Here is a 25,666-nt window from a genome sequence, read left to right on the forward strand (position 1 = left end):
GCTTCCTTGGACTCAGAGGTGGAACTGGGGGGCCGGGGCGGCACCACGCAGGTAATCGATATCGGTCTCGAACAGGGACTCGCTGCTGCCGTCGGCCTTGACCAGCAGGGCCTCCATCGCCGGCGAGCGGCCGTGGATCACGAACAGGCGACCACCCGGACGCAGCCACGAAGCGAACTGTGACGGCACCACGTCGACCGCACCAGTGACACAGATCACGTCAAAGCGGCGTTCGGTCTGCCAGGACAGGGCGTCGGCCACTTCCACGCGGACGTTGGTGCCCAGGCCGGAAGCATCCAGACGGGCGCGCGCGGCGGCGGCCAGCTCCGGGTCGATTTCCAGGCTCAGCACGTCGCGCGCCAGCGCGCCGATGCAGGCCGACAGGAAGCCGCTGCCGGTGCCGATTTCCAGCACTTCGTCACCCGGCTGCAAGTCCAGCGCCTGCAGGGTACGGCCCTCGATGACCGGCTTCATCATCTTCTGGCCATGGCCGATCGGCAGTTCGACATCGGCGTAGGCCAGTGCCCGGTGTGCATCGGCGACAAAAGCCTCGCGCGGCAGGCGGGCCAGGACGTCGAGCACCTTGATGTCCAGCACGTCCCAGGGACGGATCTGCTGTTCCACCATCAGTTCGCGGGCGTGGGCGTAATCAATCGTCATGAGGTTCAAATCCAGCGCAGTGGGCCGGCCATTTTACCGGTGCCGGAGGCCGGCGGCGCGCCCAGAGCATCAGCTGCCGGGTGGCCGGGGTCGCAGTGCCGGAAGTCATCGCGACCTCCGGTTCGTTCAGTTTTGGTTATTCAGCCGTCCCGGCCCCTCGCGGCGCATAGGCGCGCAGGAAGAAGTCGATGCTGGCAGTCACGTGGGCAAGAGGGTCGCACTCCACCGGTGACAGTGGCATGCCGCACATCATATGCATGTGCACTTCACCCTTGACCAGGGTCAGGAACTGCTCGCCAGCCAGCGAACAGTCGGTGATTTCCAGCTCGCCGCGCTCGGCGCGTGCCCGCAGGAAGTCAGCCAGGGCCTCGCAGGTACGTTCCGGTCCTGCCTTCCAGAACAGCTCGCGCAGGCGTTCGTCGGTCTCCGGCGCCATCATCATGCGCTGGATCGAGATCGCCGCATCGGACGTGATCAATTCGAAGAAGGCCAGACCGATCCCGATCAGCTGGTCGCGCAGCGGGCCGTCCGCGTCGGCCACGAACAGGGCATCGGGCAGCATTTCAATGCACTTCGACTGCACGGCCTCGGAGAACAGGGTCTCCTTGTCGCCGAAGTGGCTGTACACAGTCAGTTTCGAGACGCCGGCCTGAGCGGCGATGGTGTCCATGCTCACGCCGGTATAGCCCTGTTCGATGAACAGTGTCTTGGCTGCTTCAAGGATCGCCGCGCGCTTGCCGAGGTCCTTGGGGCGCCCGGGTCCGGCGGCCTTGGCAGCGGGCTTGGCCGACGGCTTGCGGGAAGTGTGAGAACTCATCACGACAATACTAGACCAAGCGGTTCGATATTTATACTATACCGGCCGGTTTATTAAATTGGGCCGGCAGTCGCGGCTCCCCCCTTAGTTGCAACCCTGCGTTTTCAGGACGTTGACCGATGAAGATCGTGCGCTGGATGGGCGGTATGGTGTGGATGGCTGCGCTGGCAGCCTGTTCGGGACAGGAACAGGCGCCCCAGGCGGCCGTTCCGGTGCTGGTGGTTCACCCTGGCGAGCAGGCCGGGCAGGCGCCGGCGGCGTTCCCGGGCACGGTGCGTGCGCGGCAGGAAAGTCCACTGTCGTTCCGCGTTGGCGGCAATCTGGTCAAGCGCCACGTCGATGCCGGGCAACGGGTGAAGAAGGGCGACGTGCTGGCCGAGCTGGACGTGGCCGACTTCGCGCTGCAGGCCCGCGCCTCGCAGGCGCAGCTTGCTGCGGCCGAAGCCGATCTGGTGCGTGCCCGTGATGACCTCAAGCGCTACCAGGTGCTGGCCGACCAGCAACTGGTCAGCCGCTCGCAGCTGGACCAGCAGTCCGCCGCCTTCAAGGCCGCGCAGGGCCAGGCCAACGCCGCCCGCGCCAACCTCGATGTGCTGCGCAACCAGGCCGACTACGCACAGCTGCGCGCGCCGTCCGATGGCGTGATCGCCAGCCGCGAGGCCGAAGCCGGGCAGGTGGTGTCGGCCGGCCAGACCATCTTCAACCTGGCCGCCGATGGCGGGCGCGAAGTGCTGATCGACCTGCCCGAGGCCACCATCCGCGACTATGCGGTGGGCCAGCCGGTCGCGGTGGAGCTGTGGAACCGTCCTGGCCAGCGCCTGCCAGGCACGATCCGCGAGATCGCCGCTGCCGCCGATCCACAGGCACGCACCTATGCAACCCGGGTCAGCCTGCCCGCCGATGCGCTGGCCGATGTCGAACTGGGCCAGAGCGCGCGCGTCTACAGCAGCGCCGGCCGCCACGGCACCCTGCAGCTGCCGCTCGGTGCGCTGCAGCGCGGTGCCAACGGTGCCGCCAGCGTGTGGGTGGTCGATCCGGCCAACAGCACGCTGAAGGCCGCGTCGGTCACCGCCGGTGCCTATGGCAGCGAATCGGTGCCGGTGCTGTCCGGCGTGAATGCGGGTGACTGGGTGGTCGCTGCCGGCGGACACCTGTTGCGTGCCGGCCAGCCGGTGATCGCCGTGGACCGCCAGAACCGCCCGGTGCTGAAGCCGGCCACGCCGACCGCTGCCGCCAAGGCCAAGGAGTAAGCCGGTGCGCCGCTTCAATCTTTCCGAGTGGGCGTTGTCCAACCGCCCGCTGGTGCTGTTCGCGATGCTTGCCTTCGCGCTGATCGGCGCATGGTCGTACAAGCATCTGGGCCAGTCCGAGGATCCGCCATTCACCTTCAAGGCGATGGTGGTGCGCACGCTTTGGCCGGGCGCCACCGCCGAACAGGTCTCGCGGCAGGTGACCGAGCCGATCGAGAAGGCGCTGATGAACACCGGCGAGTACGAGTTCATCCGCTCCTATTCGCGCCCCGGCGAATCGCAGGTCATCTTCATGGCGCGCGACAGCCTGCGTTCCAGGCAGATCCCGGACCTGTGGTACCAGGTTCGCAAGCGCGTGGGCGACATCCGTGCGACGCTGCCGCGCGAGATTGTCGGCCCGTTCTTCAACGATGAGTTCGGCGACACCTACGGGAACATCTATGCGTTGACCGGCAAGGGCTTCGACTACGCGGTGATGCGCGACTACGCCGACCGCATCCAGCTGGAACTACAGCGCGTGCCCGATGTCGGCAAGATCGACCTGGTCGGCCTGCAGGACGAGAAGGTGTGGATCGAACTGTCCAACACCCGGCTGGCAACGCTGGGTGTGTCGATGCAGCAGGTGCAGCAGGCGCTGGCCGACCAGAATGCGATCACCGGCACCAGCTTCTTCGAGACCGCCACCGATCGCGTGCAGCTGCGCGTAACGGGCCAGTTCAACGACATCGACGCCATCCGCCAGTTCCCGATCCGTGCTGGCGACCGTACCGTGCACCTGGGCGACATCGCCGAGGTCAAGCGTGGCTTCGCCGATCCGGCGTCGCCGAAGATGCGCTTCATGGGCGAAGAGGCGATCGGCCTGGCGGTGGCGATGAAGGATGGCGGTGACATCCTCAAGCTGGGCGCCAACCTCGACGCCGAGTTCGAGCGGCTGCAGAAGACCCTGCCGGCCGGCATGCAGCTGCGCAAGGTATCCGACCAGCCGCAGTCGGTGGAGGAGTCGGTTGGCGAGTTCGTGCAGGTGCTGACCGAAGCGGTGGTGATCGTGCTGCTGGTCAGTTTCTTCTCGCTGGGCCTGCGCACCGGCCTGGTGGTGGGCGTGACCATTCCGCTGGTGCTGGCGATGACCTTCTTCGTCATGCATTACTTCGACATCGGCCTGCACAAGATTTCGTTGGGCGCACTGGTGCTGGCGCTGGGTCTGCTGGTGGACGATGCGATCATCGCGGTGGAGATGATGGCCACCAAGATGGAGCAGGGCTTCGATCGCCTGCGCGCGGCCAGCTTCGCCTGGGAATCGACCGCGTTCCCGATGCTGACCGGTACATTGATCACGGCAGCCGGCTTCCTGCCGATCGCCACGGCGGCATCGAGCACCGGTGAATACACCCGTTCGCTGTTCCAGGTGGTGACCATCGCACTGGTGGTGTCGTGGATCGCAGCGGTGCTGTTCATCCCGTACCTGGGCGACAAGATGCTGCCGGACCTGTTCAATCCGCAGCCGCCGAAGCCCGGCAGCCTGTCCGCGCGTTGGCTGGCCAAGCGCCAGCAGTGGGCCGACCGCTATCCGGCGCTGGCCAACCTGATCGCACCGCCGCAGCATGGGCACGACCACGATCCCTACCAGCGCCCGTTCTACCGCAGCTTCCGGCGCTTCCTCGACGCCTGCCTGCGCCGCCGCTGGTGGGTGATCGCCGCGACCGTTGCCCTGTTCGTGTTCTCACTGATGATGTTCCGCTTCGTGCCGCAGCAGTTCTTCCCGGACTCGACCCGGCCGGAACTGATGGTGGACATCGAGCTGGCCGAGGGGGCGTCGCTGCGCTCGACCCAGGCCCAGGCCGAGAAGCTGGAGAAGCTGCTGTCCAGCCGCGAGGGCATCGCCAACTATGTGTCCTACGTGGGTACCGGTTCGCCGCGCTTCTACCTGCCGCTGGACCAGCAGCTGCCGGCGACCAACTTCGCCCAGTTCGTGGTGCTGGCCAAGGACATCCAATCCCGCGAAAGCACCCGTGACTGGCTGCTGCACGAGGTGATTCCGAAGTTCCCGGACGTGCAGATGCGCGTGACCCGCCTGGAGAACGGCCCGCCGGTCGGTTATCCGGTGCAGATGCGCATCTCCGGCGAGCACATCGAGAAGGTGCAGGCGATCGCGCGCCAGGTCGAGGCCAAGGTGCGTGAGAACCCGCACGTGATGAACGTCAACCTGGACTGGAGCGAGCCGAGCAAGGTGGTGCGGCTGGTGATCGACCAGGAGCGTGCCCGCGCGCTGGGCGTGAGCAGCGCCCAGGTCAGCCAGTTCCTGGCCAGTTCGCTGGCCGGCCAGTCGGTGAGCGTGTATCGCGAAGGCAACCGCCAGATCGAGATGCTGCTGCGCGGACCGGCCGATGAGCGCAACCAGCTGGAGCTGCTGTCCAGCCTGTCGATGCCGACCGCCAACGGCGGCAGCATCACGCTGTCGCAGGTGGCGACGATGGAGTACGGCTTCGAGGACGGCATCATCTGGCACCGCAACCGGTTGCCGACCGTGACCGTGCGCGCCGACATCAGCGATGGCATGCAGGCGCTGGACGTGGTGCACCAGATCGTGCCCACGCTGGATGGCATCCGTGCCGAGCTGCCCAGCGGCTACCTGCTGGAAACCGGCGGCACCGTGGAGGACTCGGCGCGCGGCCAGAACTCGATCAAGGCCGGCATGCCGCTGTTCCTGGTGGTGGTGGCGACGCTGCTGATGCTGCAGCTGCGCAGCTTCTCGCGTGCGGCGATGGTGCTGGTGACCGCGCCGCTGGGCATCATCGGTGCGACCCTGTTCCTGCTGCTGTTCCGTGCGCCGTTCGGCTTCGTCGCGCTGCTGGGCACGATCGCGCTGGCGGGCATGATCATGCGCAACTCGGTGATCCTGATCGACCAGATCCAGCAGGACATCGATGCCGGGCATGATCGCTGGCATTCGATCATCGATGCCACGGTGCGCCGCTTCCGCCCGATCGTGCTGACCGCGCTGGCGGCCGTGCTGGCGATGATTCCGCTGTCGCGCAGCGCGTTCTATGGCTCGATGGCGATCTCGATCATGGGGGGTCTGATCGTGGGTACGGTGCTGACGCTGGTGTTCCTGCCGGCGTTGTACGCGGCGTGGTTCCGGGTGAAGCCGGACGAATCCGGGGCGTAATGCCCCGGGTTCTGCGGCCACGGCCCCTGGCAGGTGCCAACCTCGGTTGGCACTGACGCATGCATCCACGCATGACGTGGACTGATCTGCTCGCGGGATCTGCTTTCTGTAGAGCCGAGCCATGCTCGGCTGCTCTTCGCTCTTCGCTCTTCGCGCGATGATGGGATGAGTCGAGCATGGCTCGACTCTACAGAAACATCCCCGTAGGGCGTGGATCTACCGCAGCGGGTCGTTGCCCTGGCAGGTGCCAACCTCGGTTGGCACTGACGCATGCATCCACGCATGGCGTGTATCTACTGCAGCGGGTCTTTGCCCTGGTAGGTGCCAACCTTGGTTGGCACTGGAGCATGCACCCACGCATGACGTGGATCTACTGCAGCTGCAGGCCGATCCGCAGCACTGGAAGCAGCCACTCGACGAACACCTGTACGCGCAGTGCACGGTGTTGCCGATGCGGTTGCAGCAGGGTCACCGGCAGCGGCTGCGCCGCGTACTGCGGCATCACCTCCACCAATGCGCCTGACTGCAGCTCGGCCTGCACGTCGTAGCGCGGAATCTGCAACAGCCCCAATCCCGCCACGCAGCACGCGATCGAGGCCTCGGCGCTGTTCACGCGTACCCAGCCGGGCATCGGCAGCGTGCGCAGCTGGCCGCCATCCTGCCATTCCCACGGTTCCACCCGTGCCGTGGTCGGCGACGCATAGTTCACCGCGCGGTGCTGCGGCAGGTCGGCAGGATGCTGCGGAACACCGTGCTCGCGCAGGTAGGCCGGCGCGGCCACGTTGACGAAGTCGAGCTGGCCCAGCGTGCGGGCCACGAGGCTGGAATCGCCCAGCTGGCCGACCCGCAGCACCGCATCGCAGCCGTCTTCGATCAGGTTCACCGCGCGGTCGGTCATGCCCAGGTCCACTTCCAGCTGTGGATAGCGCGCGAAGAAATCCGGCAACGCCGGGGCGATGATGCGACGGCCGATGCGGCTGGGTACGTCGATCTTCAGCAAACCGGCCGGTTGCGCGTCGTCCTGCCGGAACAGCGACTCGGCGTCTTCAACCTCCGCGATCAGGCGCAGGCAGCGGGCATGGAACACGTCGCCGTCATGGGTGGTGGATACCCGTCGGGTCGAGCGCTGCAGCAGGCGGGTGCCAAGCCGCTGTTCCAGTTCGGCAATCGCCGCCGAGACGGTCGAGCGGGGCAGGCCGAGCTGGTCGGCAGCACGGGTGAAGCTGGCGCATTCCACGACCCGGGTGAAGATGCGGAAGCGATCGATCCGGTCCATTGTTCGCTGGTCCTGGAAAGTTAAGTCAATGTGGCGGGCTTTATCCGCATTTTCTGCACGATATCGTCGTCAGGGCAGGGTTGCCACCCCGGGCAGCCCCCTCCCGAGACCGAAGCCATGACCGAGCATTCCCTCAAGGGCAAGACCGTGCTGATCGCCGGTGGCGCCAAGAACCTGGGCGGCCTGATCGCCCGCGACTTCGCCCGCCAGGGTGCCAGCGCCGTCGTCATCCACTACAACAGTGCCGCCACCCAGGCCGATGCAGAAGCAACCGTTGCCGCCGTGCAGGCGGCCGGCAGCAGGGCGGTGGCCCTGCAGGGCGACCTGACGTCGGCGGCAGCGATGGAGCGCTTGTTCGCCGATGCCGTGGCCGCAGTCGGCCGTCCCGACATCGCCATCAATACGGTCGGCAAGGTGCTGAAGAAGCCGCTGCTGGAGATCAGCGAAGCGGAGTATGACGAGATGAGCGCGGTCAACGCCAAGGCCGCATTCTTCTTCCTCAAGGAGGCCGGCCGCCAGGTCAACGACGGCGGTCGCATCTGCACCCTGGTCACCTCACTGCTGGGTGCGTTCACGCCGTTCTATTCCAGCTATGCCGGCACCAAGGCGCCGGTCGAGCATTTCACCCGCGCGGCGTCAAAGGAGTTCGGTGAGCGCGGCATCTCGGTGACTGCGATCGGGCCGGGCCCGATGGACACGTCGTTCTTCTACCCGGCCGAGAGTGCCGATGCACAGGCGTACCACAAGACCGCGGCCGCGCTCTCGGCGTTCACCCGTACCGGCCTGACCGACATCGCCGACATCGTGCCGTGGATCCGCTTCCTGGTCACCGATGGCTGGTGGATGACCGGGCAGACCATCCTGGTCAATGGTGGGTACACCACCAAATAATGCAGCCGCGCATGGCGTGGATCTGCTGCGCGACATTCGAACGATCCACGCATGGCGTGGATCTACAGTAGAGCCACCCCATGGGTGGCTGCGCACAATGACCAAAGGCAGAGGCGCCACGCATGGAGTGGCGCCATCGGATCAGTTGAGTTTGGCCAGCACCGCATCCGTGGCGGCGGCGGTACTCACGGCCTGGCCCTTGGCGGCCAGGTCGGCAGTGAACACCCCATCATCCAGCACCGCGTGCACCGCCCCTTCCACTGCTGCGGCTTCGTCTTCCAGCCCCAGCGAATGGCGCAGCAGCATCGCCGCACTGAAGATCGTTGCGTAGGGATTGGCGATGCCCTTGCCGGCGATGTCCGGGGCCGAACCGTGGATCGGTTCGTAGATGCCGACCGCACCCGGTTCACCCAGCGAGGCCGAGGGCAGCAGGCCGAGCGAGCCGGCCAGCATCGAGGCTTCGTCGGTGAGGATGTCGCCGAACATGTTCTCGGTGACGATCACGTCGTACTCGCGCGGCTTGGCCAGCAGGTGCATCGCCATCGAATCGACCAGCTGGTGCTCCAGCGCCACCTCCGGGAATTCCTCGCGGCCGATGCGCGCGGCCACGTCGCGCCACAGGCGCGAGGTTTCCAACACGTTGGCCTTGTCCACCGAGGTGACCCTGCCACGCCGCTGCCGGGCCAGGCGGAAGGCACTGCGCAGCACGCGCTCGATCTCGGCCACGGTGTAGCGGCACAGGTCGCTGGCACTGTCGGCATCGCGAGTCTTGTCGCCGAAGTAGATGCCACCGGTCAGTTCGCGTACCACGACGAAGTCCACGCCCTGCAGCAGCTCGGCCTTGATCGGCGAGGCGTGCAGTGCGGCTTCGTGGGTACGCACCGGGCGCAGGTTGGCATACAGGCCCAGCGCCTTGCGGATCGCCAGCAGGCCCTGTTCCGGGCGCACCTTGGCATTGGGATCGGACCACTTCGGGCCGCCGACTGCGCCCAGCAGCACCGCGCTGGCGGCCTGGCAGGCGGCCAGGGTCGACGCCGGCAGCGGTTCGCCGTGGCGGTCGATGGCGATGCCACCGATGTCGTGCTCGCTGAAGGTGAAGCTGTGGTTGAAGCGTTCGGCGACGGCCTTCAGGACGGCGACTGCCGCGGCGGCCACCTCCGGGCCGATGCCATCACCGGGCAGGACAACAATTTCAGCGTGCATGCTCACTCTCGTAACGTTCGATTTCAGGGACACGGCCCAACAGATACCCCAACTGGTCGACACCTTCCAGCAGGCAGGTCTGCGAGAAGCCGTCCAGCGGGAAGGAATAGACGCGGCCGTCCGGCGTGCGCAGTTCGCGCGCGGCCACGTCGATGGTCAGCTCATCATCCGGGCGCTGCATCAGCGCCTGCACGTCGGCCTCGTCCAGCACGATCGGCAGCAGGCCGTTCTTCAGCGAGTTGCCGCGGAAGATGTCGGCGATCTCGCTGCTGACGATGGCGCGCAGGCCCAGGTCGGTCAGCGCCCACGGTGCATGTTCGCGCGACGAGCCGCAGCCGAAGTTGCGACCCGCCAGCAGGATGCTGCGGCCGGCGTTGTGCGGCTGGTTGAAGGCGAAGTCGGCCACCGGTGAACCGTCGGCCTGCCAGCGCCAGTCATTGAAGGCGTTGCGGCCCAGGCCGGCGCGTTCGGTGGTGGACAGGAACCGCGCCGGGATGATCTGGTCGGTGTCGATGTTGGTCTGGCGCAGCACCACGCTGGCCGAGGTCAAGGTACGGAAACCGGCCATCACGCCACCTCCTGTGCGAACAGCTCGCGGGTGTCGGCGACATGCCCGTTCACCGCGGCCCACGCCGCGCTCATCGGTGAGGCCAGCAGGGTGCGCGAACCGGGACCCTGGCGGCCTTCGAAATTACGGTTGCTGGTGCTCACGGCCAGCTGCCCGGGCGCGACCAGATCACCATTCATGGCGATGCACATCGAGCAGCCCGGCTCGCGCCACTCGGCACCGGCCGCGCGCACGATCTCATGGATGCCTTCGGCCTCGGCCTCTCGCTTGACGATCTCCGAGCCCGGCACCACCAGCATGCGCACCCGGTCGGCGACGCGACGACCGCGCAGCACCTGCGCCACCTCACGCATGTCACTCAGGCGGCCGTTGGTGCAGGAACCGACGAACACCACGTCCACCGGCGTTCCGGCCAGCGCCTTTCCGGCCTGGAAATGCATGTAGTCCAGGCCCTTCTGTGCGGCGGCATCGTTGGCGGCCGGAATCGGCGCATCCACCGCGATGGCGGTACCCGGGTGGGTGCCCCAGGTCAGGGTCGGGCGGATATCGGCGGCGTCGATGTGCACTTCGCTGTCGAAGTGCGCGCCGTCATCACTGCGCAGCTGCTGCCAGCGCGCCACCGCAGCCTCGAAATCGGCGCCCTTTGGGCCGCGCGGGGTGTTGGCGACGAAGTCGAAGGTGACCTGGTCCGGCGCCACCATACCGGCACGCGCACCCGCTTCGATCGACATGTTGCACAGGGTCATGCGCTGTTCCATGTCCATCGCTTCGATGGTGCTGCCGCGGAACTCGATCACGTGGCCGGTGCCGCCATTGACGCCGATCACGCCGATGATGTGCAGAACCACGTCCTTGGCGCCGACACCCGGCGCCAGCGGCCCATCGACGGTGATCGCCAGCGTCTTCGCCTTGCGCTGCAGCAGGCATTGCGTGGCCAGCACGTGGCCGACCTCGCTGGTGCCGATGCCGAACGCCAGCGAACCGAAGGCACCGTGGGTGGAGGTGTGGCTGTCGCCGCAGACGATGGTCATGCCCGGCTGGGTGAAGCCCTGCTCGGGCGCGATCACGTGGACGATGCCGCGGTTGTCCGAGGCCATGTCGAACAGCTCGATGCCGTGCTCGGCGCAGTTGCGCGCCAGCGTGGCGACCTGTGCCTCGGAGGCGGCGCTGGCATAGGGCAGCGTGCCGTCCGCGGCGGCCGGCAGGGTCGGCGTGGAGTGGTCCATCGTCGCCTTGGTGCGGTCCGGCCGGCGCGGCGACAAGCCGCGTTCGCGCAGTTCGGTGAAGGCCTGCGGCGAGGTCACCTCGTGGATCAGGTGCAGGTCGATGTACAGCACGGCGGGCGCGCTGTCGGATTCGGGAACCACCACGTGGGCGTCCCACAGTTTGTCGTACAGGGTGCGGGGTGCGGAAGTCATGCGTATGCCTGGCAGAAGTACGAAATAGCGAACATCAGTAAGGAAAGCGGAACGGTCAAGTCAGCGACGGCGGGCGAGCACACGCAGGCGCACGTAGTCGGCCAGCGGCTGGCCAGATGCGTCACGCGGCAGCTCGGCCAGCAGTGCGGTGGCCGCCTCGCGCACGGTGGCGCGGGCCTCGGCCGGCAGGTCGTCCAGCAGCGGTGCGGCGAATACCCGCAGCCAGCCGGCCACGCCGGTCGGCAGTGCGGTCGGGCGCGGCGTGCACTCGATCAGTTGCACCTGGAAGCCATGCTGGCGCAGGCGATCGGCGTAGGCGTCGGCCGTCGGGAAGTACCACCGGAAGGTGCTGGCGCCATGCCCGTGGGCCACGCGCGCGGCCTGCACGGCCGCGACGATCGTGGCCACGTTGCCGTGGCCGCCGAACTCGGCGACGAAGCGGCCACCGGGGCGCAGGGCGCGGCGCACGCCTTCCAGCACGCGGTCCGGAGTCGTCATCCAATGCAGTGCCGCATTGCTGAACACCGCATCGAACTCGCTGTCGAACGACAGTGCGTGGCCGTCCATCAGCTGGGCGTCGACGCCGCGCGCACGGGCGGCGATCACCAGTTCCGGCGAGGCATCCACGCCGTGGATGCGCGCACCGCTCAGGGCCAGTTCGGTGCTGAGTACGCCATCGCCACAGCCCAGGTCGAGGATGCGCTCACCGGCGCGCGGGTCGAGCAGGCGCGATACCGCACCGCCGAGCAGCGGCACGAAGCCGGCATCGATCGCATAGTCCTGGGCGTTCCACTGCTGGCCAGCGGCGCTGGCCGGGGTGGGGGTGTCGAAGGCGCTCATGGTGGGATCCTCAGGCGGTGGCGGAAGCGGGAACGTCGGTGCTGCTGTGGACGGCGGCCTGACGCTGGCGCAGCAGGCGGTTGGCCACATCCAGCCAGGCCAGCGCGGAGGCTTCGATGATGTCTTTGCTGGTGCCGGTGCCGTCGTACTCCACGCCGTCATGGCGCACACTCAGGTTGGCTTCACCGCGCGCATCGGCGCCGATGCCGACGCTGTGCACGTGGTAGCTGTCCAGCATCAGCTGCACGCCGGTAGCGGCCGACAGCGCGCCGAACAGCGCATCGACCGGGCCGTCGCCCTGCGCGGTCTCGGCCACGCGGTTGCCATCCGGGTCGGACAGTTCAACCAGCGCGTTGGCGCGGCTGCCGACGTCGCTGATGGTCATCGATGCCAGGCGGTAGCCCTGCGCGCTGGAGCCGCCCTGCATCAACGTCTGCAGGTCGGCATCGGTGACCACGCGCTGCTGTTCGCACAGGCCCTTGAACTGCTCGAACACCAGCTTCAGTTCGTCTTCGTCCAGCCAGAAGCCCAACGCACGCAGGCGCGCTTCGACGGCGGCGCGGCCACTGTGGCGGCCCAGCACCATCTGCGAATCTTCCCAGCCCACGTCTTCCGGACGCATGATTTCGTAGGTGCCGCGATGGCGCAGCATGCCGTGCTGGTGGATGCCCGATTCATGGGCGAACGCGTTGGCACCGACGATGGCCTTGTTGCGCTGTACCGGCATGCCAACCAGACGCTGCAGCAGCTGCGAAGTGCCGACGATGCGTTGGGTGTTGATCGAACTGTCCTGTTCGTAGAAGGCCTGGCGGACCTTCAGCACCATCGCGATCTCTTCCAGCGAACAGTTGCCGGCGCGCTCGCCGATGCCGTTGATGGTGCACTCGACCTGGCGTGCACCGCCTTCGATGGCGGCCAGCGAGTTGGCCACCGCCAGGCCCAGGTCGTTGTGGCAGTGCGCGCTGAAGATCACGTTGGCCGCGTTCGGCACGTCGGCGACGCCGGCGATGACCTGCTGGAACATCGCGCGGATTTCTTCCGGCGTGGTGAAGCCGACGGTGTCGGGCAGGTTGATGGTGGTGGCGCCGGCGGCAATGGCCACGCGCGAAACCTCGATCAGGTAGTCCAGCTCGGTGCGGGTGGCATCCTCGGCCGAGAACTCGACGTCGTCGATGTAGGAACGGGCCAACGAGACGTGCTTGCGTACCGACTCCAGCACCTGCTCGCGGGTCATCCGCAGCTTGTGCTCGCGGTGCAGCGGGCTGGTCGACAGGAACACGTGCAGGCGCGGGTTGGCTGCCGCTTCCAGTGCACGTGCGGAGGTCTCGATATCGGCCTGCAGGCAGCGCGACAGCACCGCCAGGCTCAGGCTCGGGCGGCGCAGTTCGCGGCCGATCAGCGCCATCGCCTCGCGGTCGGATTGCGAGCTGGCCGGGAAGCCGGTCTCGATGATGTCCACGCCCAGTTCGTCCAGCGCACGCGCCATCACCAGCTTCTGCGGCGGGCTCATGCTGCAGCCGGGGGACTGCTCGCCGTCACGCAGGGTGGTGTCGAAGATGCGGATGCGCGGGGTGGTAATTCGTTCGATGGTGGTCACAGGGAAATCTCCTCGACAGCGGGTGCGACGGCTTGCAGGGGGGAAGGGGAAGAGGCGGGGGAGGCGAGGGCGCTGGCCGTGGTCGGCGAGCGCGGGGTTTCGCTGCGCCGTCGCCGCGGTTTGCGTGGCGGGCGCGGACGGATGTCGGTGAGCAGGCCGGCCAGGACACCGGCATCGATGTTGCCGCCGGACACCACCGCACACTTGCGGCGGCCGGCGACGCGGCGGCCGGCCGCCAGCGCCAACGCGCCCGCGCCCTCGGCGATGATGTGTTCCTCCAGCGCAAGCCGGACCAGCGTTTCGCGCAGTTCGGCCTCGCGCACGATCACCACATCGTCCAGCAGCGAGGTGCACAGGCGGCGGGTCAGGAAACCGGGAATCTTCACCCGCACGCCGTCGGCCAGAGAGGCAACCGGGGCGATCTCGCGCACGTCGCCGCGGATCGCACGTGCCATCGAATCGACGCCTTCCACCTGCGCGCCAATCACGCGCACGCCCTGCGATTTCAGCGCCAGTGCAACGCCGGAGGCCAGTCCACCGCCGCCGATCGGCACGATCACCACGTCCGGCGCGTGTGCGGCCAGCTCGATGCCGACCGTGCCCTGGCCCGCGATCACATCGGCGTCGTCGAACGCGGACAGGAAGCGGTAGCCGTGTCGCTGTGCCAGTTCGACCGCGAAGGCGTAGGCCTCGTCGTAGCTGGTGCCGTGCTGGCGAACGGTCGCGCCCCAGTGGGCGACGCCGGCGATCTTGGTGGCCGGTGCGCCATGCGGCATCACGGTGATGGCCGGCACGTCCAGGCGGTAGGCCGCCCATGCCACGCCCTGGGCATGGTTGCCGGCCGAGGCGCAGATCACCGGCCGGGTATCGCCGCGCTCGCGGCCGGCCAGCAGCGCGTTCAACGCGCCGCGTACCTTGTAGGACCCGGTGCGCTGCAGGTTCTCCAGCTTCAGCCAGGTGCCGAAGCGCTCGGCATGGTGCAGCGGGGTAGGCGGCAGGAAGCGGCGCAGCCGGGCCTGCGCCGCCAGTACGTCGGCGACGCTTACGTCGCCGACATCGCTTTCCTGGCTGGCATCAGCGGCCGGCATGGGCCACCAGCGCGGTGCGGGCGACCGCCGCATGCGGGCACGGGCGGCGAAGAAGACGCCTCCGTACCGGCACCGTGGTCACTACGGTACGGGTGTTCATACGGATGCTCCTTCCACGGCAGTGACCTGCACGGACACGCAGTCGTAGATCTTCTCGATCTGCCGGCACAGCGTTTCCGCCGGGCGCTGGCCATCCACCACCAGCTGCAGGTGCCAGCGGCCATCGTCGGCGGCCACCGGCGCACCGCTGATCGCGCGCGGTGCGAAGCCCCGGCGTTCGGCCATGCCGATCACGCGCAGCAGCGCGCCTTCGGCCGGGTGCAGCACCAGGTCAAGCCGGTATTGCATTGGGGGTCTCCTGGCGGGCATGGGCAGGGTTGCTTTCCAGCATCGTGCTGTTGGCGGTGTTCGGCGGCACCAGTGGCCACACGTTGGCACGTGCATCGATGGCCACGTGCAGCAGGGCCGGGCCCGGTTCGGCCAGCAGCGCGGCCAGGCCGCCTTCCACGTCATCGCGGTTGTCGATGCGGGTGGCGGCGATGCCGAACACCTGTGCCAGCGCCACGAAGTCCGGGTTGTCGGACAGGTCGATCTCGCTGTAGCGCTCGGCGAAGAACAGTTCCTGCCACTGCCGCACCATGCCCAGCGAACTGTTGTCCAGCAGCACGATCTTCACCGGCAGGCGGCAACGCGCGATGGTCGCCAGCTCCTGCACGTTCATCATGAAGCTGCCGTCGCCGGACACCAGCACCACGGTGCGCTCCGGGCATGCGAACTGCGCACCCATCGCCGCCGGCAGGCCGAAGCCCATGGTGCCCAGCGCGCCACTGGTCAGGTGGTTGCGCGGGTGGTTGAAGCGGCAGTGCTGCGCCACCCACATCTGGTGCTGGCCGACATCGCAGGCGATCACCGCATCGGCCGGGGCCAGCTCGCTCAGGCGCTTCAGCAGCGCCGGGGCGTAGATGTGCTGGCCCGGTGCGTCGTAGCGTGCCGAGAAGCGGTCGCGGTGCTGCGCGCAACGCCTGCGCCACGCGTCCTGATGGGCCTTGGGGGAGGGGAAGGCCGCACGCAGGGCACGGATGGCATGGCCGACGTTGCCAGGCACGGCGACATCGGCGCTGCGCAGCTTGGAGATCTCGTAGGCGTCGGCATCGATATGGACGACGCGGGCGAACGGTGCGAACTCGGCCAGCTTGCCGGTGGCGCGGTCGTCGAAGCGTGCACCCAGCACCAGCAGCAGGTCGCTTTCCTGCACCGCCATGTTGGCCGCGCGGGTACCGTGCATGCCCAGCATGCCCAGTGACTGCGGATGGCTGGCCGGCAGCGCGCCCAGGCCACGCAGGGTCATCACGGTGGGGATGGCGCTGGCTTCGACGAAGTCGCGCAGGTCCTGCACCGCATCGCCCAGCGCGATGCCGCCACCGGCGTAGACCACCGGCTTCTCGGCGGCTGCCAGTGCGGCGATGGCTTCGGCGATGGCCGCTTCGGCCGGCGCAGGTGGCGGCTCGACGCTGCTCGGCACGTGCGCCGGCAGGTGGCTGGCATCGGCCAGCTGCACGTCCTTGGGCAGGTCGATCAGCACCGGGCCGGGCCGGCCCTCGCGGGCGACGCGGAAGGCATCGGCGACCACGCGCGGCAGGTCGTCGACGCTGCGCACCAGCCAGCTGTGCTTGACGATCGGCATGGTCAGGCCGAACACATCCAGTTCCTGGAAAGCGTCAGTACCCAGCAGCGGCGTGGCGACCTGGCCGGTGATGCAGACCATCGGCACCGAATCCAGCATCGCATCGGCAATGCCGGTGACCAGGTTGGAGGCGCCCGGGCCGGAGGTGGCCACGCAGACGCCGACCTGGCCGCTGGCGCGGGCGAATCCATTCGCCGCCAGTGCGGCACCCTGCTCGTGGCGCACCAGGATGTGCTTCAGCGACGAATCCACCAGCGCGTCGTAGAACGGCATGATGGTGCCGCCGGGATAGCCGAACAGCGTGCGGATGCCTTCGGCTTCCAGCGCCTGGGTCAGCCAGCGCGCGCCGTTGGGCGGCGCGCTGCGGTGTGTGGAAGAGTTCATGGGGGAACCTTGCAAAGCGGGTGGGGGAGGGCCGCGCAGTTACGCGGCCTGTCCTTGCAACCAGACCATCTTGGCGCGCAGTTCCTTGCCCACCTTCTCGATCGGGTGCTCCAGGTCGGCCTGCTTGAACCGGTTGTAGTTCGGCAGGCCCGCTTCGTACTCGGCCACCCAGTTCTTGGTGAAGGTGCCGTCCTGGATGTCCTTCAGCACTTCCTTCATGCGCGCCTTGGTGCCGGCGTCGATCACCCGCGGGCCGCTGACGTAGTCCCCGTACTGCGCGGTCTCGGAGATGAATTCCAGCATGCGCGAGATACCGCCTTCATAGAACAGGTCGACGATCAGCTTCAGTTCGTGCAGCACTTCGTAGTAGGCGATCTCCGGCTGGTAGCCCGCTTCGACCAGGGTCTCGAAACCGGCCTGCACCAGTGCCGAGGCACCGCCGCACAGCACCGCCTGCTCGCCGAACAGGTCGGTCTCGGTCTCTTCCTTGAAGGTGGTCTGGATCAGGTTGGCGCGTGCACCGCCGAGGCCGGCCGCATAGGCCAGTGCGTACTCGGCCGCCTTGCCGCTCTTGTCCTGGTAGACCGCCCAGATGCAGGGCACGCCACGGCCGATCTCGTACTCGCGGCGCACCAGCGCGCCCGGGCCCTTGGGCGCAACCAGCACCACGTCCAGGTCGTCGCGCGGCCTGATCATGTCGAAGTGCACGTTCAGGCCGTGCGCGAACAGCAGCACCGCACCCTGCTTCATGTTCGGCGCCAGCACGTCGTCGTAGAGCTTCTTCTGCACCATGTCCGGGGTCAGCACGGCGACCAGGTCCGCATCCTTCACCGCGTCGGCCGGTGCTTTCACGGTGAAGCCGTCGGCCTGTGCCTTGACTTCGGTCGGGCCGCCCGGACGTAGGCCTACCACCACGTCGAAGCCGGATTCGCGCAGGTTCAGTGCGTGGGCGCGGCCCTGGCTGCCGTAGCCGATGACGGCGATCTTGGTCTGGGGCAGGTCGTTGGTGCTCATGGGGGAGGTTCCTTGCGGTGGGAAGAAAAAAAGAACGGCCGGTCGTCGAGGTGACGTACCGGCCGGTCAGGGGAAAGCGGTGGAGGAGGCACCATGCGCCGCGCAGGCACAGCCACCACGAGGCGTGGCGGCGGTGTGGGTCCGGGTTTTGCGTTGGGCGTTGTGCATGGTGGTTGCGTCTGAAACCAGGTTCTGAAATGAAAAAACCCGCACCGGGGCGGGTGCGGGTTTTTGAAGAGTTCCGGTGTATTCGTTGCTTACACGCTGGCTCGTCCCGCACCTGTTGGTTGGGTAATAAGTACGAGCACAAGAATCGAACGCAGCGAGGCGGCGCCGATGTCGGCGGCTTCGTTGTGGGTTCGCGGTGGCGTGTTGTGATGCAACATGTGATCGAGAGAAACACAGCCGTTTTGGCGATGTCAACCCTCGCGACGGAATTCTTGTTGGTTTCCGTTGCATCCGGCGCAATCGCCTGTGGCACAAGGATGGTTGCCGCTGAAAGTGTTTCGGTGAACCGGAATTCACTCCTTTCAGGGCGGTTTTTGCGCGGAATCCGGCGGATCCTCGCCTTGCTGGGTGCGGACCTTGCACACCCACCCCAGGATCAACGTCCATGACCTCTGCCCGATACCCCAGGATGGCCGCAGCGGCGAAGATCGGGGGACCACCCTTCCATCGGAACCCGACCGTGTCCCGACGCCTTGCCCGTTCCCTGCTGGCCGCCGCTGTACTGGCCGCTGTGCCCGCACTGTCTTCGGCCGCCGACCGCATCACCGGCCACACCTTTGCCACCCGTTCGGAGGTGATCGCCCCGCATGCGATGGCCGCGACCTCGCAGCCGCTGGCCACCCAGATTGCACTGGACGTGATGAAGGGGGGAGGCTCGGCGGTGGACGCGGCGATCGCCGCCAACGCCGCGCTTGGCCTGATGGAGCCGACCGGCAACGGCATCGGTGGCGACCTGTTCGCCATCGTCTGGGACCCGAAGACGCAGAAGGTCTACGGCTACAACGGTTCGGGGCGCTCGCCGAAGTCGCTGACCCTGGCCGAGTTCCAGCGACGTGGCCTGAAGGACATCCCGGCTACCGGCCCGCTGCCGGTCTCCGTGCCCGGCGCGGTCGACGGCTGGTTCGCGCTGCACGACCGCTTCGGCCGCAAGCCGATGGCCGACAACCTGGCGCCGGCCATCCGCTACGCGCGCGAGGGCCATCCCGTCGCCGAGGTGATCGCCTACTACTGGGACCGCTCGGTGCCCAAGCTGTCGCAGTACCCGGGCTTCAAGGAGCAGTTCACGATCAACGGCCACGCCCCGCGCAAGGGCGAGATGTGGAAGAACCCGAACCTGGCCAGCACCCTGCAGCAGATTGCCGACGGCGGACGCGATGCCTTCTACAAGGGCGCCATTGCCCGCACCATCGGCGACTACTTCAAGGCCAATGGTGGCTACCTGAGCTACCAGGACATGGCCGAGCACCACGGTGAATGGGTCGAGCCGGTCAGCAGCAACTACCGTGGCTACGACGTGTGGGAGCTGCCGCCGAACAGCCAGGGCATCGCCGCGCTGCAGATCCTCAACGTGCTGGAAGGCTACGATTTCTCGAAGATCCCGTTCGGTTCACCCGAGCACGTGCACCTGTTCGTCGAAGCGAAGAAGCTGGCCTTCGCCGACCGTGCGCGCTTCTATGCCGACATGGCCTTCCAGCCGGCGCCGGTGCAGAAGCTGATCTCCAAGGAATACGCCGCGCAGCGCCGCGCGCTGATCTCGATGGACAAGGCGTTGAAGGAAGTGCAGCCGGGCACGCCGAAGCAGCTGGAAGAAGGCGACACGATCTACATGACCGTGGCCGACGCCGACGGCATGATGGTGTCGTTGATCCAGTCCAACTACCGCGGCATGGGCAGCGGCATGGCGCCGCCGGGGCTGGGCTTCATCCTGCAGGATCGTGGCGAGATGTTCGTGCTGCAGAAGAACCATCCCAACGGCTATGCACCGGGCAAGCGGCCGTTCCAGACGATCATCCCGGCGTTCATCACCAAGGGCGGCAAGCCGTACGCCAGCTTCGGCGTGATGGGCGGCGCGATGCAGCCGCAGGGCCACGCGCAGATCGTGATGAACCTGGTGGATTTCGGCATGAACCTGCAGGAAGCCGGTGACGCACCGCGCATCCAGCACGAAGGCTCGACCGAACCGACCGGACAGGCCACGGCGATGACCGACGGTGGTGAAGTGAATCTGGAAACCGGCTTCCCCTATGAAACCGTGCGTGCGTTGATGCGCAAGGGGCATCGCATCGTGTTCGCCGATGGGCCTTATGGCGGGTACCAGGCGATCATGCGCGACCCCGAGAGCGGGGTTTATTACGGAGCTTCGGAGAGTCGCAAGGATGGGCAGGCGGCGGGGTACTGAGTTTCCCGGCCAACGGGCTGAGCCCCCTCTGCGGTGGGTTCAGAAGCGGAATAGCTTGTTGGGCCGGGTGGGTAGGCTGTTCGGGGGACGCCGCAAGTACGTCCTTGTAGGCTTGGCAGCCGCATCCATGCGGCTGACACCCCCGCCCAGCCCACCCACCCGGCCTCTGACAGTTTTCTGCGGCCGCCACCGCAGGAAGAAAAAAGAAGATCAAAAGCAACAGCAACAGCAACAGCAACAGCCGCGTGCTGATGGTTGGGGTCGGATCCGTTTTCCGCAGGAAAACGGATCCGACCCCTTCTTGTTTTCCGATACACATCTTCCACGCAAAGCGTGGAAAACCAACCGTTACCGGGAAACTGTCGGGGGTGGGGCGGTGTGGGTGGGCAGGACCGTTGGCGCCATGGATGGCGCCATCGAGCCCCCATGGATGGGTTCACGGCGTGTCCTGCCCAGCCACACCGCCCCACCCAACCAGCAGCAACCCGGAGCCGCCTTTGAATTTGACCTTGGCCCTTGCCTGGAAAAGCGGTGCAGCCGCAGGCTGCAAAACACCCTCAATCCTGATCGTGCGCGCGTGCGGCCTCGGCCTGGGTCTCCTCCTGCGCCGCCATCTCGCGCGCGATCCACGCATCGATCATGTGCCGCTGGCGCTGCGCCTGCCGCCGCTCCCGCGTGTACTCCTGGTCGAGCACGCGGTACAGCGACACCATCACCAGCACCATCAGCAGCGCGAATGGCAACGCCGCAATCGTGATCATGCCCTGCAGTGCATCCAGGCCACCGGCCAGCAGCAAGGCCGCTGCGATCAACGCCACCGCGATGCCCCAGGCCAGCTTGCGCTTCAACGGAGGATCGCCAGCTTCGTCAGTGGACATGCTGGCCAGAACCAGTACCGCCGAGTCGGCCGAGGTCACGAAGAAGATCATCAGCAGTACCAGTGCGATGCACGACAGCAGCAGCGGCAGCGGCATGCTGTCGAACAACGTGAACAACACCGTCTCATATCCATTGCCCAGCGCCTGCACCAGATCGGCATGGCCGAAGATCTGTGCCCACAAGGCCGTTCCACCGAAAACGGCGAACCAGAAGAAGCCCAGCAGCGTCGGCGCGAGCACTACGCCGATCACGAACTCGCGCACGCTGCGGCCGCGCGAGATGCGTGCGATGAACGACCCCACGAACGGTGCCCACGAGATCCACCAGGCCCAGTAGAAGATTGTCCAGTCCGCCACCCAGGTGCTGCCGGAGAACGGTGACATGCGCAGGCTCATCGTCACCAGCTGGTTGAGGTAGGAGCCCAGCGTGGTGGTGAAGGTATCGAAGATGAAGCCGGTCGGCCCCAGCACCAGCAGGATGGCCGCCAGCAGGGCAGCCAACGCCAGGTTGAAGTTGGACAGCCACTTCACACCTCGCTCCACGCCACTGGCGGTGGAGGCCATATACAGCACGAAGGCGATGGCGATGATGGTCATCTGCACCGGGACCGTAGCTTCCAGGCCGAACACGCGTTCCACGCCCGCGGCGATCTGGATGGTGCCGAAGCCCAGCGTAGTCGCGACACCGATCGCGGTGGCGACCACTGCAGCGATGTTGACCACCCTACCGATCCAGCCGCGATGGTGGCGGCCGATGATCGGCTGCAGCATGTCGCTGACCAGGCCGCGGCCGTTGCGGTTGAACTGGAACCAGGCCATTGCCAGCCCGATCAGCGCATAGATGGCCCACGGGTGCAGGCCCCAGTGGAAGAATGCATAGCGCATCGAGGCGCGTGCCGCATCCAGGCTCTGCGGAGCAAGCCCTTCCGGTGGCTTGCTGAAGTGCGAAATGGGCTCGGCGGCGCCCCAGAACACCAGGCCGATGCCCATGCCGGCGGCGAACAGCATCGACATCCAGCTGGCTCGCGAGAACTCGGGCTCGGCGTCTTCGCCACCGATGCGCAGGTTGCCGAAGCGACCGAAAGCCAGGTACATCAGGAACACCAGGGCCAGGAATACCACCAGCAGGTACAGCCAGCCGACGCTGCGGATGACTTCTGCCAGCATCGACTGCACCACGGCATTGAAGGGGCCTGGTGCAATACCGGCAAGCAGCACCAGCAGCAGAACCAGTGCGATGGAAACGCGAAACACCATGAAGGAGCTTCTCCGATCAAGGGATTGAGGGGAGCGAGCAGAGCTTGCAGCGAAGGACCGGCGGCATGCAGCGCGAACCGGGCAGGGGCCGCGTCGGCGGCGAAGGACGCATCGGTCGCTGGAGGGCGACGGACGTGCACGTTACTGAACGCGACGTCATGGTTCTGTTAACGAACAACGATCCGGATCAGATCCGCTTTCCACAGGAAAGCGGATCTGACCGCGGGGGCAACTCCCGGAGCGGGCGGTCTATGCTCTAATGCACGCCAAGAAGCGGGGGTACCGCGGCCATGTGGCCACGGTTGAGACAGTCCCTTGGAACCTGATCCGGCTCATACCGGCGTAGGGAAGCTTTGCAGTGCAGCCGTGCCCGGACACCGCCCAAGGACCGTCCGTGCGCGGTCGCAGTGCGCCGCCGCTTCGTCCCTGACCTTCCTGGACGATGCCCGATGAACGCACAGCTCTCCGCCCTGCAGCAACAGGCCCAGCAACTCTCCGAATCCGTGACCCGGCCCATTCCCGGCTCGCGCAAGATCCACGTACCCGGTTCGCGTCCGGATCTGCAGGTGCCGATGCGCGAGATCGCGTTGACCCGCACGCCGACGCTGTTCGGCGGCGAAGAGAATGCACCGGTCACGGTCTACGATACGTCGGGCCCGTACACCGATCCGGACGCGCGTATCGATCTGTCCGCGGGCCTGCCGGCGCTGCGTCGTGGCTGGGTGGAGGAGCGCGGCGATACCGAACAGCTCGACGGCCTGAGTTCGTCGTTCGGCCGCGATCGCGAGCACGACCCGAAGCTCGATGCTGTGCGCTTCCCCACACGCAGCCTGCCGCGCCGTGCACGTGCAGGCGCGAACGTCACCCAGATGCACTATGCGCGCCGCGGCATCATCACGCCGGAAATGGAATTCGTCGCCATCCGCGAAAACCAGCGGCTGGACGCGATCCGCGATGCCGGCCTGCTGCAGCAGCACCCGGGCGAGGCGTTCGGCGCCTCGATCCAGAAGATCATCACGCCGGAGTTCGTGCGCGATGAAATCGCCCGTGGCCGTGCGGTGCTGCCCAACAACATCAACCACCCGGAAAGCGAGCCGATGATCATCGGCCGCAACTTCCTGACCAAGATCAACGCCAACATCGGCAACAGCGCGGTGTCCTCGGGCATTGCCGAAGAGGTGGAGAAACTGGTGTGGGCGATCCGCTGGGGTGGTGACACCGTGATGGACCTGTCCACCGGCAAGCACATCCACGAAACCCGCGAGTGGATCATCCGCAACTCGCCGGTGGCGATCGGTACCGTGCCGATCTACCAGGCGCTGGAGAAGGTCGACGGCCGCGCCGAAGCGCTTACCTGGGAGATCTTCCGCGACACGCTGATCGAGCAGGCCGAGCAGGGCGTGGACTACTTCACCATCCACGCCGGCGTGCTGTTGCGCTACGTGCCGCTCACCGCCAAGCGGGTCACCGGCATCGTCAGCCGTGGTGGTTCGATCATGGCCAAGTGGTGCCTGGCGCACCACAGGGAGAATTTCCTCTACACGCACTTCGAAGACATCTGCGAGATCATGAAGGCCTATGACGTGACCTTCTCGCTGGGTGACGGCCTGCGCCCGGGCTGCATCGCCGATGCCAACGACGCGGCGCAGTTCGGTGAGCTGGAGACGCTGGGTGAGCTCACCAAGATCGCCTGGAAGCATGATGTGCAGACCATGATCGAAGGCCCCGGCCACGTGCCGATGCAGCTGATCAAGGAGAACATGGACAAGCAGCTGCGCGAATGCGGCGAAGCGCCGTTCTACACGCTGGGGCCGCTGACCACCGACATCGCGCCGGGCTACGACCACATCACCAGCGCGATCGGTGCGGCGATGATCGGTTGGTTCGGCACGGCGATGCTCTGCTACGTGACGCCGAAGGAACACCTCGGCCTGCCCAATCGCCAGGACGTGCGTGACGGCATCATGGCCTACCGCATCGCCGCGCATGCGGCCGACCTGGCCAAGGGCCACCCGGGCGCGCAGGTACGCGACAACGCACTGAGCAAGGCGCGCTTCGAGTTCCGCTGGGAAGACCAGTTTCACCTTGGCCTGGATCCGGAGAAGGCCAGGGAGTTCCATGACGAAACGCTGCCGAAGGATGCGCACAAGCTGTCGCACTTCTGCTCGATGTGCGGCCCGCACTTCTGTTCGATGAAGATCACCCAGGATGTGCGTGACTACGCCGAGGCCGGCATGAAGGAGAAGTCGGAGGAGTTCCGCGCCGCGGGTGCCGAGGTCTACCACCAGGGGTGATGCGCAGACGGTGGTGCCGGCCTGCGGCCGGCACTACCGCTCATCACGCCGCTCCCGGCTATCCTCCGCCCATCATCCCGCGGAAAGGACACCATGCCTGTTGCCATGACCACCCGTTGGCTGGCCATTGCCCGCCGGCATCCTTCGGCCTGGTTGCTGGGCGCGCAGCTGCTGGCGGTGCTGCTGTATCCCGCGCTGGATGACACCGCCGCCGGCCGCGCGGCACTGGGCATGTTCGGCATGGCGGTACTCGGCCTGGCGCTGTGGGTGGTCCAGCGCAGCCCGCTGGGCACCTGGCTGGCGCTGTTGCTGGCCATTCCCTCGGTGGTGTTCTCGTTGGCAGGCGCATTGCTCGAGCGCACCGCATTGCTGACCACCGCGCAGGTGCTGGAGAGCCTGCTGTACTTCTACACGGCTGGCGCCCTGATTGCCTACATGCTCCAGGACCACAAGGTCACCCGCGACGAACTGTTCGCCGCAGGCGCAACCTTCACCCTGCTGGCGTGGGCGTTCGCCTTCGCGTTCGCGGTGTGCCAGCAGTGGTATCCGGGCAGTTTCCAGGGCACCGGCGGGCAGGCGCAGCGCAGTTGGATGGAGCTGCTTTATCTCAGCTTCAGCTTGCTGTCTGGAGTCGGCTTGAGTGATGTCGTGCCGCTGCATCCACAGGCACGAGCACTGGTCATGCTGGAGCAGTTTTCCGGCGTGATGTACGTGGCTTTGGTGGTTTCGCGGCTGGTCGGATTGACCATGCTGCGGCGCATGTGAAAATGAACGCCAGATAAAAATTTCGCGCCCAAGAGGGCGCGAATGATGTCGCGAATTATGTGAATGCGTCGGCGAGAGAGAGCCTGATGTCGACCACGCGATAGGCGAGGTAACTTGCATAGGCTAGTATTCGCGCGCTCGATTGTTTTTGCGGTATGCGCCGATGCTTTGTGCGGAGTCTGGCTTTTCGCTGTTCCCAGGACGGGACC

19 protein-coding genes and 1 riboswitch are annotated in these 25,666 nt (G+C 66.7%); of the genes, 6 read left to right on the plus strand and 13 right to left on the minus strand.

Going from position 1 to position 25,666, the window contains the following annotated elements:
• Positions 1-12: 12 nt before the first annotated feature.
• Entirely contained in the window at positions 13-660 is a 648-nt protein-coding gene (locus AC5P98_RS09245; protein WP_014648346.1) for a protein-L-isoaspartate O-methyltransferase family protein, read from the minus strand.
• A 136-nt stretch (positions 661-796) separates the two neighbouring features.
• Positions 797-1,477, minus strand: a complete 681-nt coding sequence (locus tag AC5P98_RS09250) for a TetR/AcrR family transcriptional regulator (protein ID WP_032958174.1) — start codon at positions 1,475-1,477, stop codon at positions 797-799.
• A gap of 119 nt (positions 1,478-1,596) precedes the next feature.
• On the opposite strand from AC5P98_RS09250, the gene AC5P98_RS09255 reads away from it, so the two are divergent.
• Together AC5P98_RS09255 and AC5P98_RS09260 are read left to right on the plus strand one after the other, a co-directional pair.
• Positions 1,597-2,727 (plus strand): efflux RND transporter periplasmic adaptor subunit, encoded by a 1,131-nt coding sequence (locus AC5P98_RS09255; protein WP_495229977.1) that lies wholly within the window; start codon positions 1,597-1,599, stop codon positions 2,725-2,727.
• A 4-nt stretch (positions 2,728-2,731) separates the two neighbouring features.
• A complete protein-coding gene (locus AC5P98_RS09260) occupies positions 2,732-5,893 on the plus strand; it encodes an efflux RND transporter permease subunit (RefSeq protein WP_049407522.1) in 3,162 nt (1,053 codons plus the stop codon).
• A gap of 370 nt (positions 5,894-6,263) precedes the next feature.
• On the opposite strand, the gene AC5P98_RS09265 is transcribed toward AC5P98_RS09260, so the two are convergent.
• Positions 6,264-7,169: a LysR family transcriptional regulator gene (locus AC5P98_RS09265; protein WP_049405007.1), complete on the minus strand. Its 906-nt coding sequence runs from the start codon at positions 7,167-7,169 to the stop codon at positions 6,264-6,266.
• Between the two features lie 117 nt (positions 7,170-7,286).
• Here AC5P98_RS09265 and AC5P98_RS09270 point away from each other — a divergent pair, with 117 nt between their 5' ends.
• Positions 7,287-8,060 (plus strand): SDR family oxidoreductase, encoded by a 774-nt coding sequence (locus AC5P98_RS09270; protein ID WP_049405006.1) that lies wholly within the window; start codon positions 7,287-7,289, stop codon positions 8,058-8,060.
• Positions 8,061-8,201: 141 nt separating this feature from the next.
• Here AC5P98_RS09270 and leuB read toward each other — a convergent pair whose 3' ends face one another.
• From leuB to ilvC, 9 genes are all read right to left on the minus strand, one after another.
• On the minus strand, positions 8,202-9,263 hold the full coding sequence (gene leuB / locus AC5P98_RS09275) for a 3-isopropylmalate dehydrogenase (RefSeq protein ID WP_049405005.1): 1,062 nt from the start codon (positions 9,261-9,263) through the stop codon (positions 8,202-8,204).
• On the minus strand, positions 9,253-9,831 hold the full coding sequence (leuD, locus tag AC5P98_RS09280) for a 3-isopropylmalate dehydratase small subunit (RefSeq protein ID WP_005410953.1): 579 nt from the start codon (positions 9,829-9,831) through the stop codon (positions 9,253-9,255). The genes leuB and leuD overlap by 11 nt, the downstream gene beginning before the upstream one ends.
• A complete protein-coding gene (gene leuC / locus AC5P98_RS09285) occupies positions 9,831-11,249 on the minus strand; it encodes a 3-isopropylmalate dehydratase large subunit (RefSeq protein ID WP_049405004.1) in 1,419 nt (472 codons plus the stop codon). Before leuC ends, leuD begins: the two co-directional genes overlap by 1 nt.
• A 60-nt stretch (positions 11,250-11,309) precedes the next feature.
• Entirely contained in the window at positions 11,310-12,089 is a 780-nt protein-coding gene (locus AC5P98_RS09290; RefSeq protein WP_032958187.1) for a class I SAM-dependent methyltransferase, read from the minus strand.
• Between the two features lie 10 nt (positions 12,090-12,099).
• The gene (locus tag AC5P98_RS09295; RefSeq protein ID WP_032958189.1) at positions 12,100-13,686 is read right to left on the minus strand and encodes a 2-isopropylmalate synthase; all 1,587 of its coding nucleotides are present in this window, start codon (positions 13,684-13,686) and stop codon (positions 12,100-12,102) included.
• Entirely contained in the window at positions 13,683-14,774 is a 1,092-nt protein-coding gene (locus AC5P98_RS09300) for a threonine dehydratase (RefSeq protein WP_049477347.1), read from the minus strand. The genes AC5P98_RS09295 and AC5P98_RS09300 overlap by 4 nt, the downstream gene beginning before the upstream one ends.
• A 96-nt stretch (positions 14,775-14,870) precedes the next feature.
• Positions 14,871-15,122 carry an ACT domain-containing protein gene (locus AC5P98_RS09305; RefSeq protein ID WP_014038403.1) on the minus strand — a complete coding sequence of 84 codons (252 nt, stop codon included), beginning with the start codon at positions 15,120-15,122 and terminating at the stop codon, positions 14,871-14,873.
• A complete protein-coding gene (ilvG, locus tag AC5P98_RS09310) occupies positions 15,106-16,842 on the minus strand; it encodes an acetolactate synthase 2 catalytic subunit (RefSeq protein ID WP_014648334.1) in 1,737 nt (578 codons plus the stop codon). Before ilvG ends, AC5P98_RS09305 begins: the two co-directional genes overlap by 17 nt.
• A gap of 39 nt (positions 16,843-16,881) precedes the next feature.
• The gene (gene ilvC / locus AC5P98_RS09315; RefSeq protein ID WP_014648333.1) at positions 16,882-17,856 is read right to left on the minus strand and encodes a ketol-acid reductoisomerase; all 975 of its coding nucleotides are present in this window, start codon (positions 17,854-17,856) and stop codon (positions 16,882-16,884) included.
• Positions 17,857-18,544: 688 nt separating this feature from the next.
• Here ilvC and ggt point away from each other — a divergent pair.
• Positions 18,545-20,263 carry a gamma-glutamyltransferase gene (gene ggt, locus AC5P98_RS09320; RefSeq protein ID WP_049408502.1) on the plus strand — a complete coding sequence of 573 codons (1,719 nt, stop codon included), beginning with the start codon at positions 18,545-18,547 and terminating at the stop codon, positions 20,261-20,263.
• 557 nt (positions 20,264-20,820) lie between these two features.
• Here the strand turns inward: ggt and AC5P98_RS09325 are convergent.
• Positions 20,821-22,398, minus strand: coding sequence for a BCCT family transporter (locus tag AC5P98_RS09325; RefSeq protein WP_049408706.1), 1,578 nt, complete (start codon positions 22,396-22,398; stop codon positions 20,821-20,823).
• Positions 22,399-22,663: 265 nt separating this feature from the next.
• A riboswitch (TPP riboswitch) is annotated at positions 22,664-22,765 on the plus strand.
• Positions 22,766-22,847: 82 nt separating this feature from the next.
• On the opposite strand from AC5P98_RS09325, the gene thiC reads away from it, so the two are divergent.
• Both thiC and AC5P98_RS09335 read left to right on the plus strand, forming a co-directional pair.
• The gene (gene thiC, locus AC5P98_RS09330; RefSeq protein WP_032955989.1) at positions 22,848-24,692 is read left to right on the plus strand and encodes a phosphomethylpyrimidine synthase ThiC; all 1,845 of its coding nucleotides are present in this window, start codon (positions 22,848-22,850) and stop codon (positions 24,690-24,692) included.
• Between the two features lie 93 nt (positions 24,693-24,785).
• Positions 24,786-25,457 carry an ion channel gene (locus AC5P98_RS09335; RefSeq protein WP_014648329.1) on the plus strand — a complete coding sequence of 224 codons (672 nt, stop codon included), beginning with the start codon at positions 24,786-24,788 and terminating at the stop codon, positions 25,455-25,457.
• Positions 25,458-25,666: the final 209 nt, after the last annotated feature.

The organism is Stenotrophomonas sp. YJH_SMC_135 (assembly GCF_059372355.1).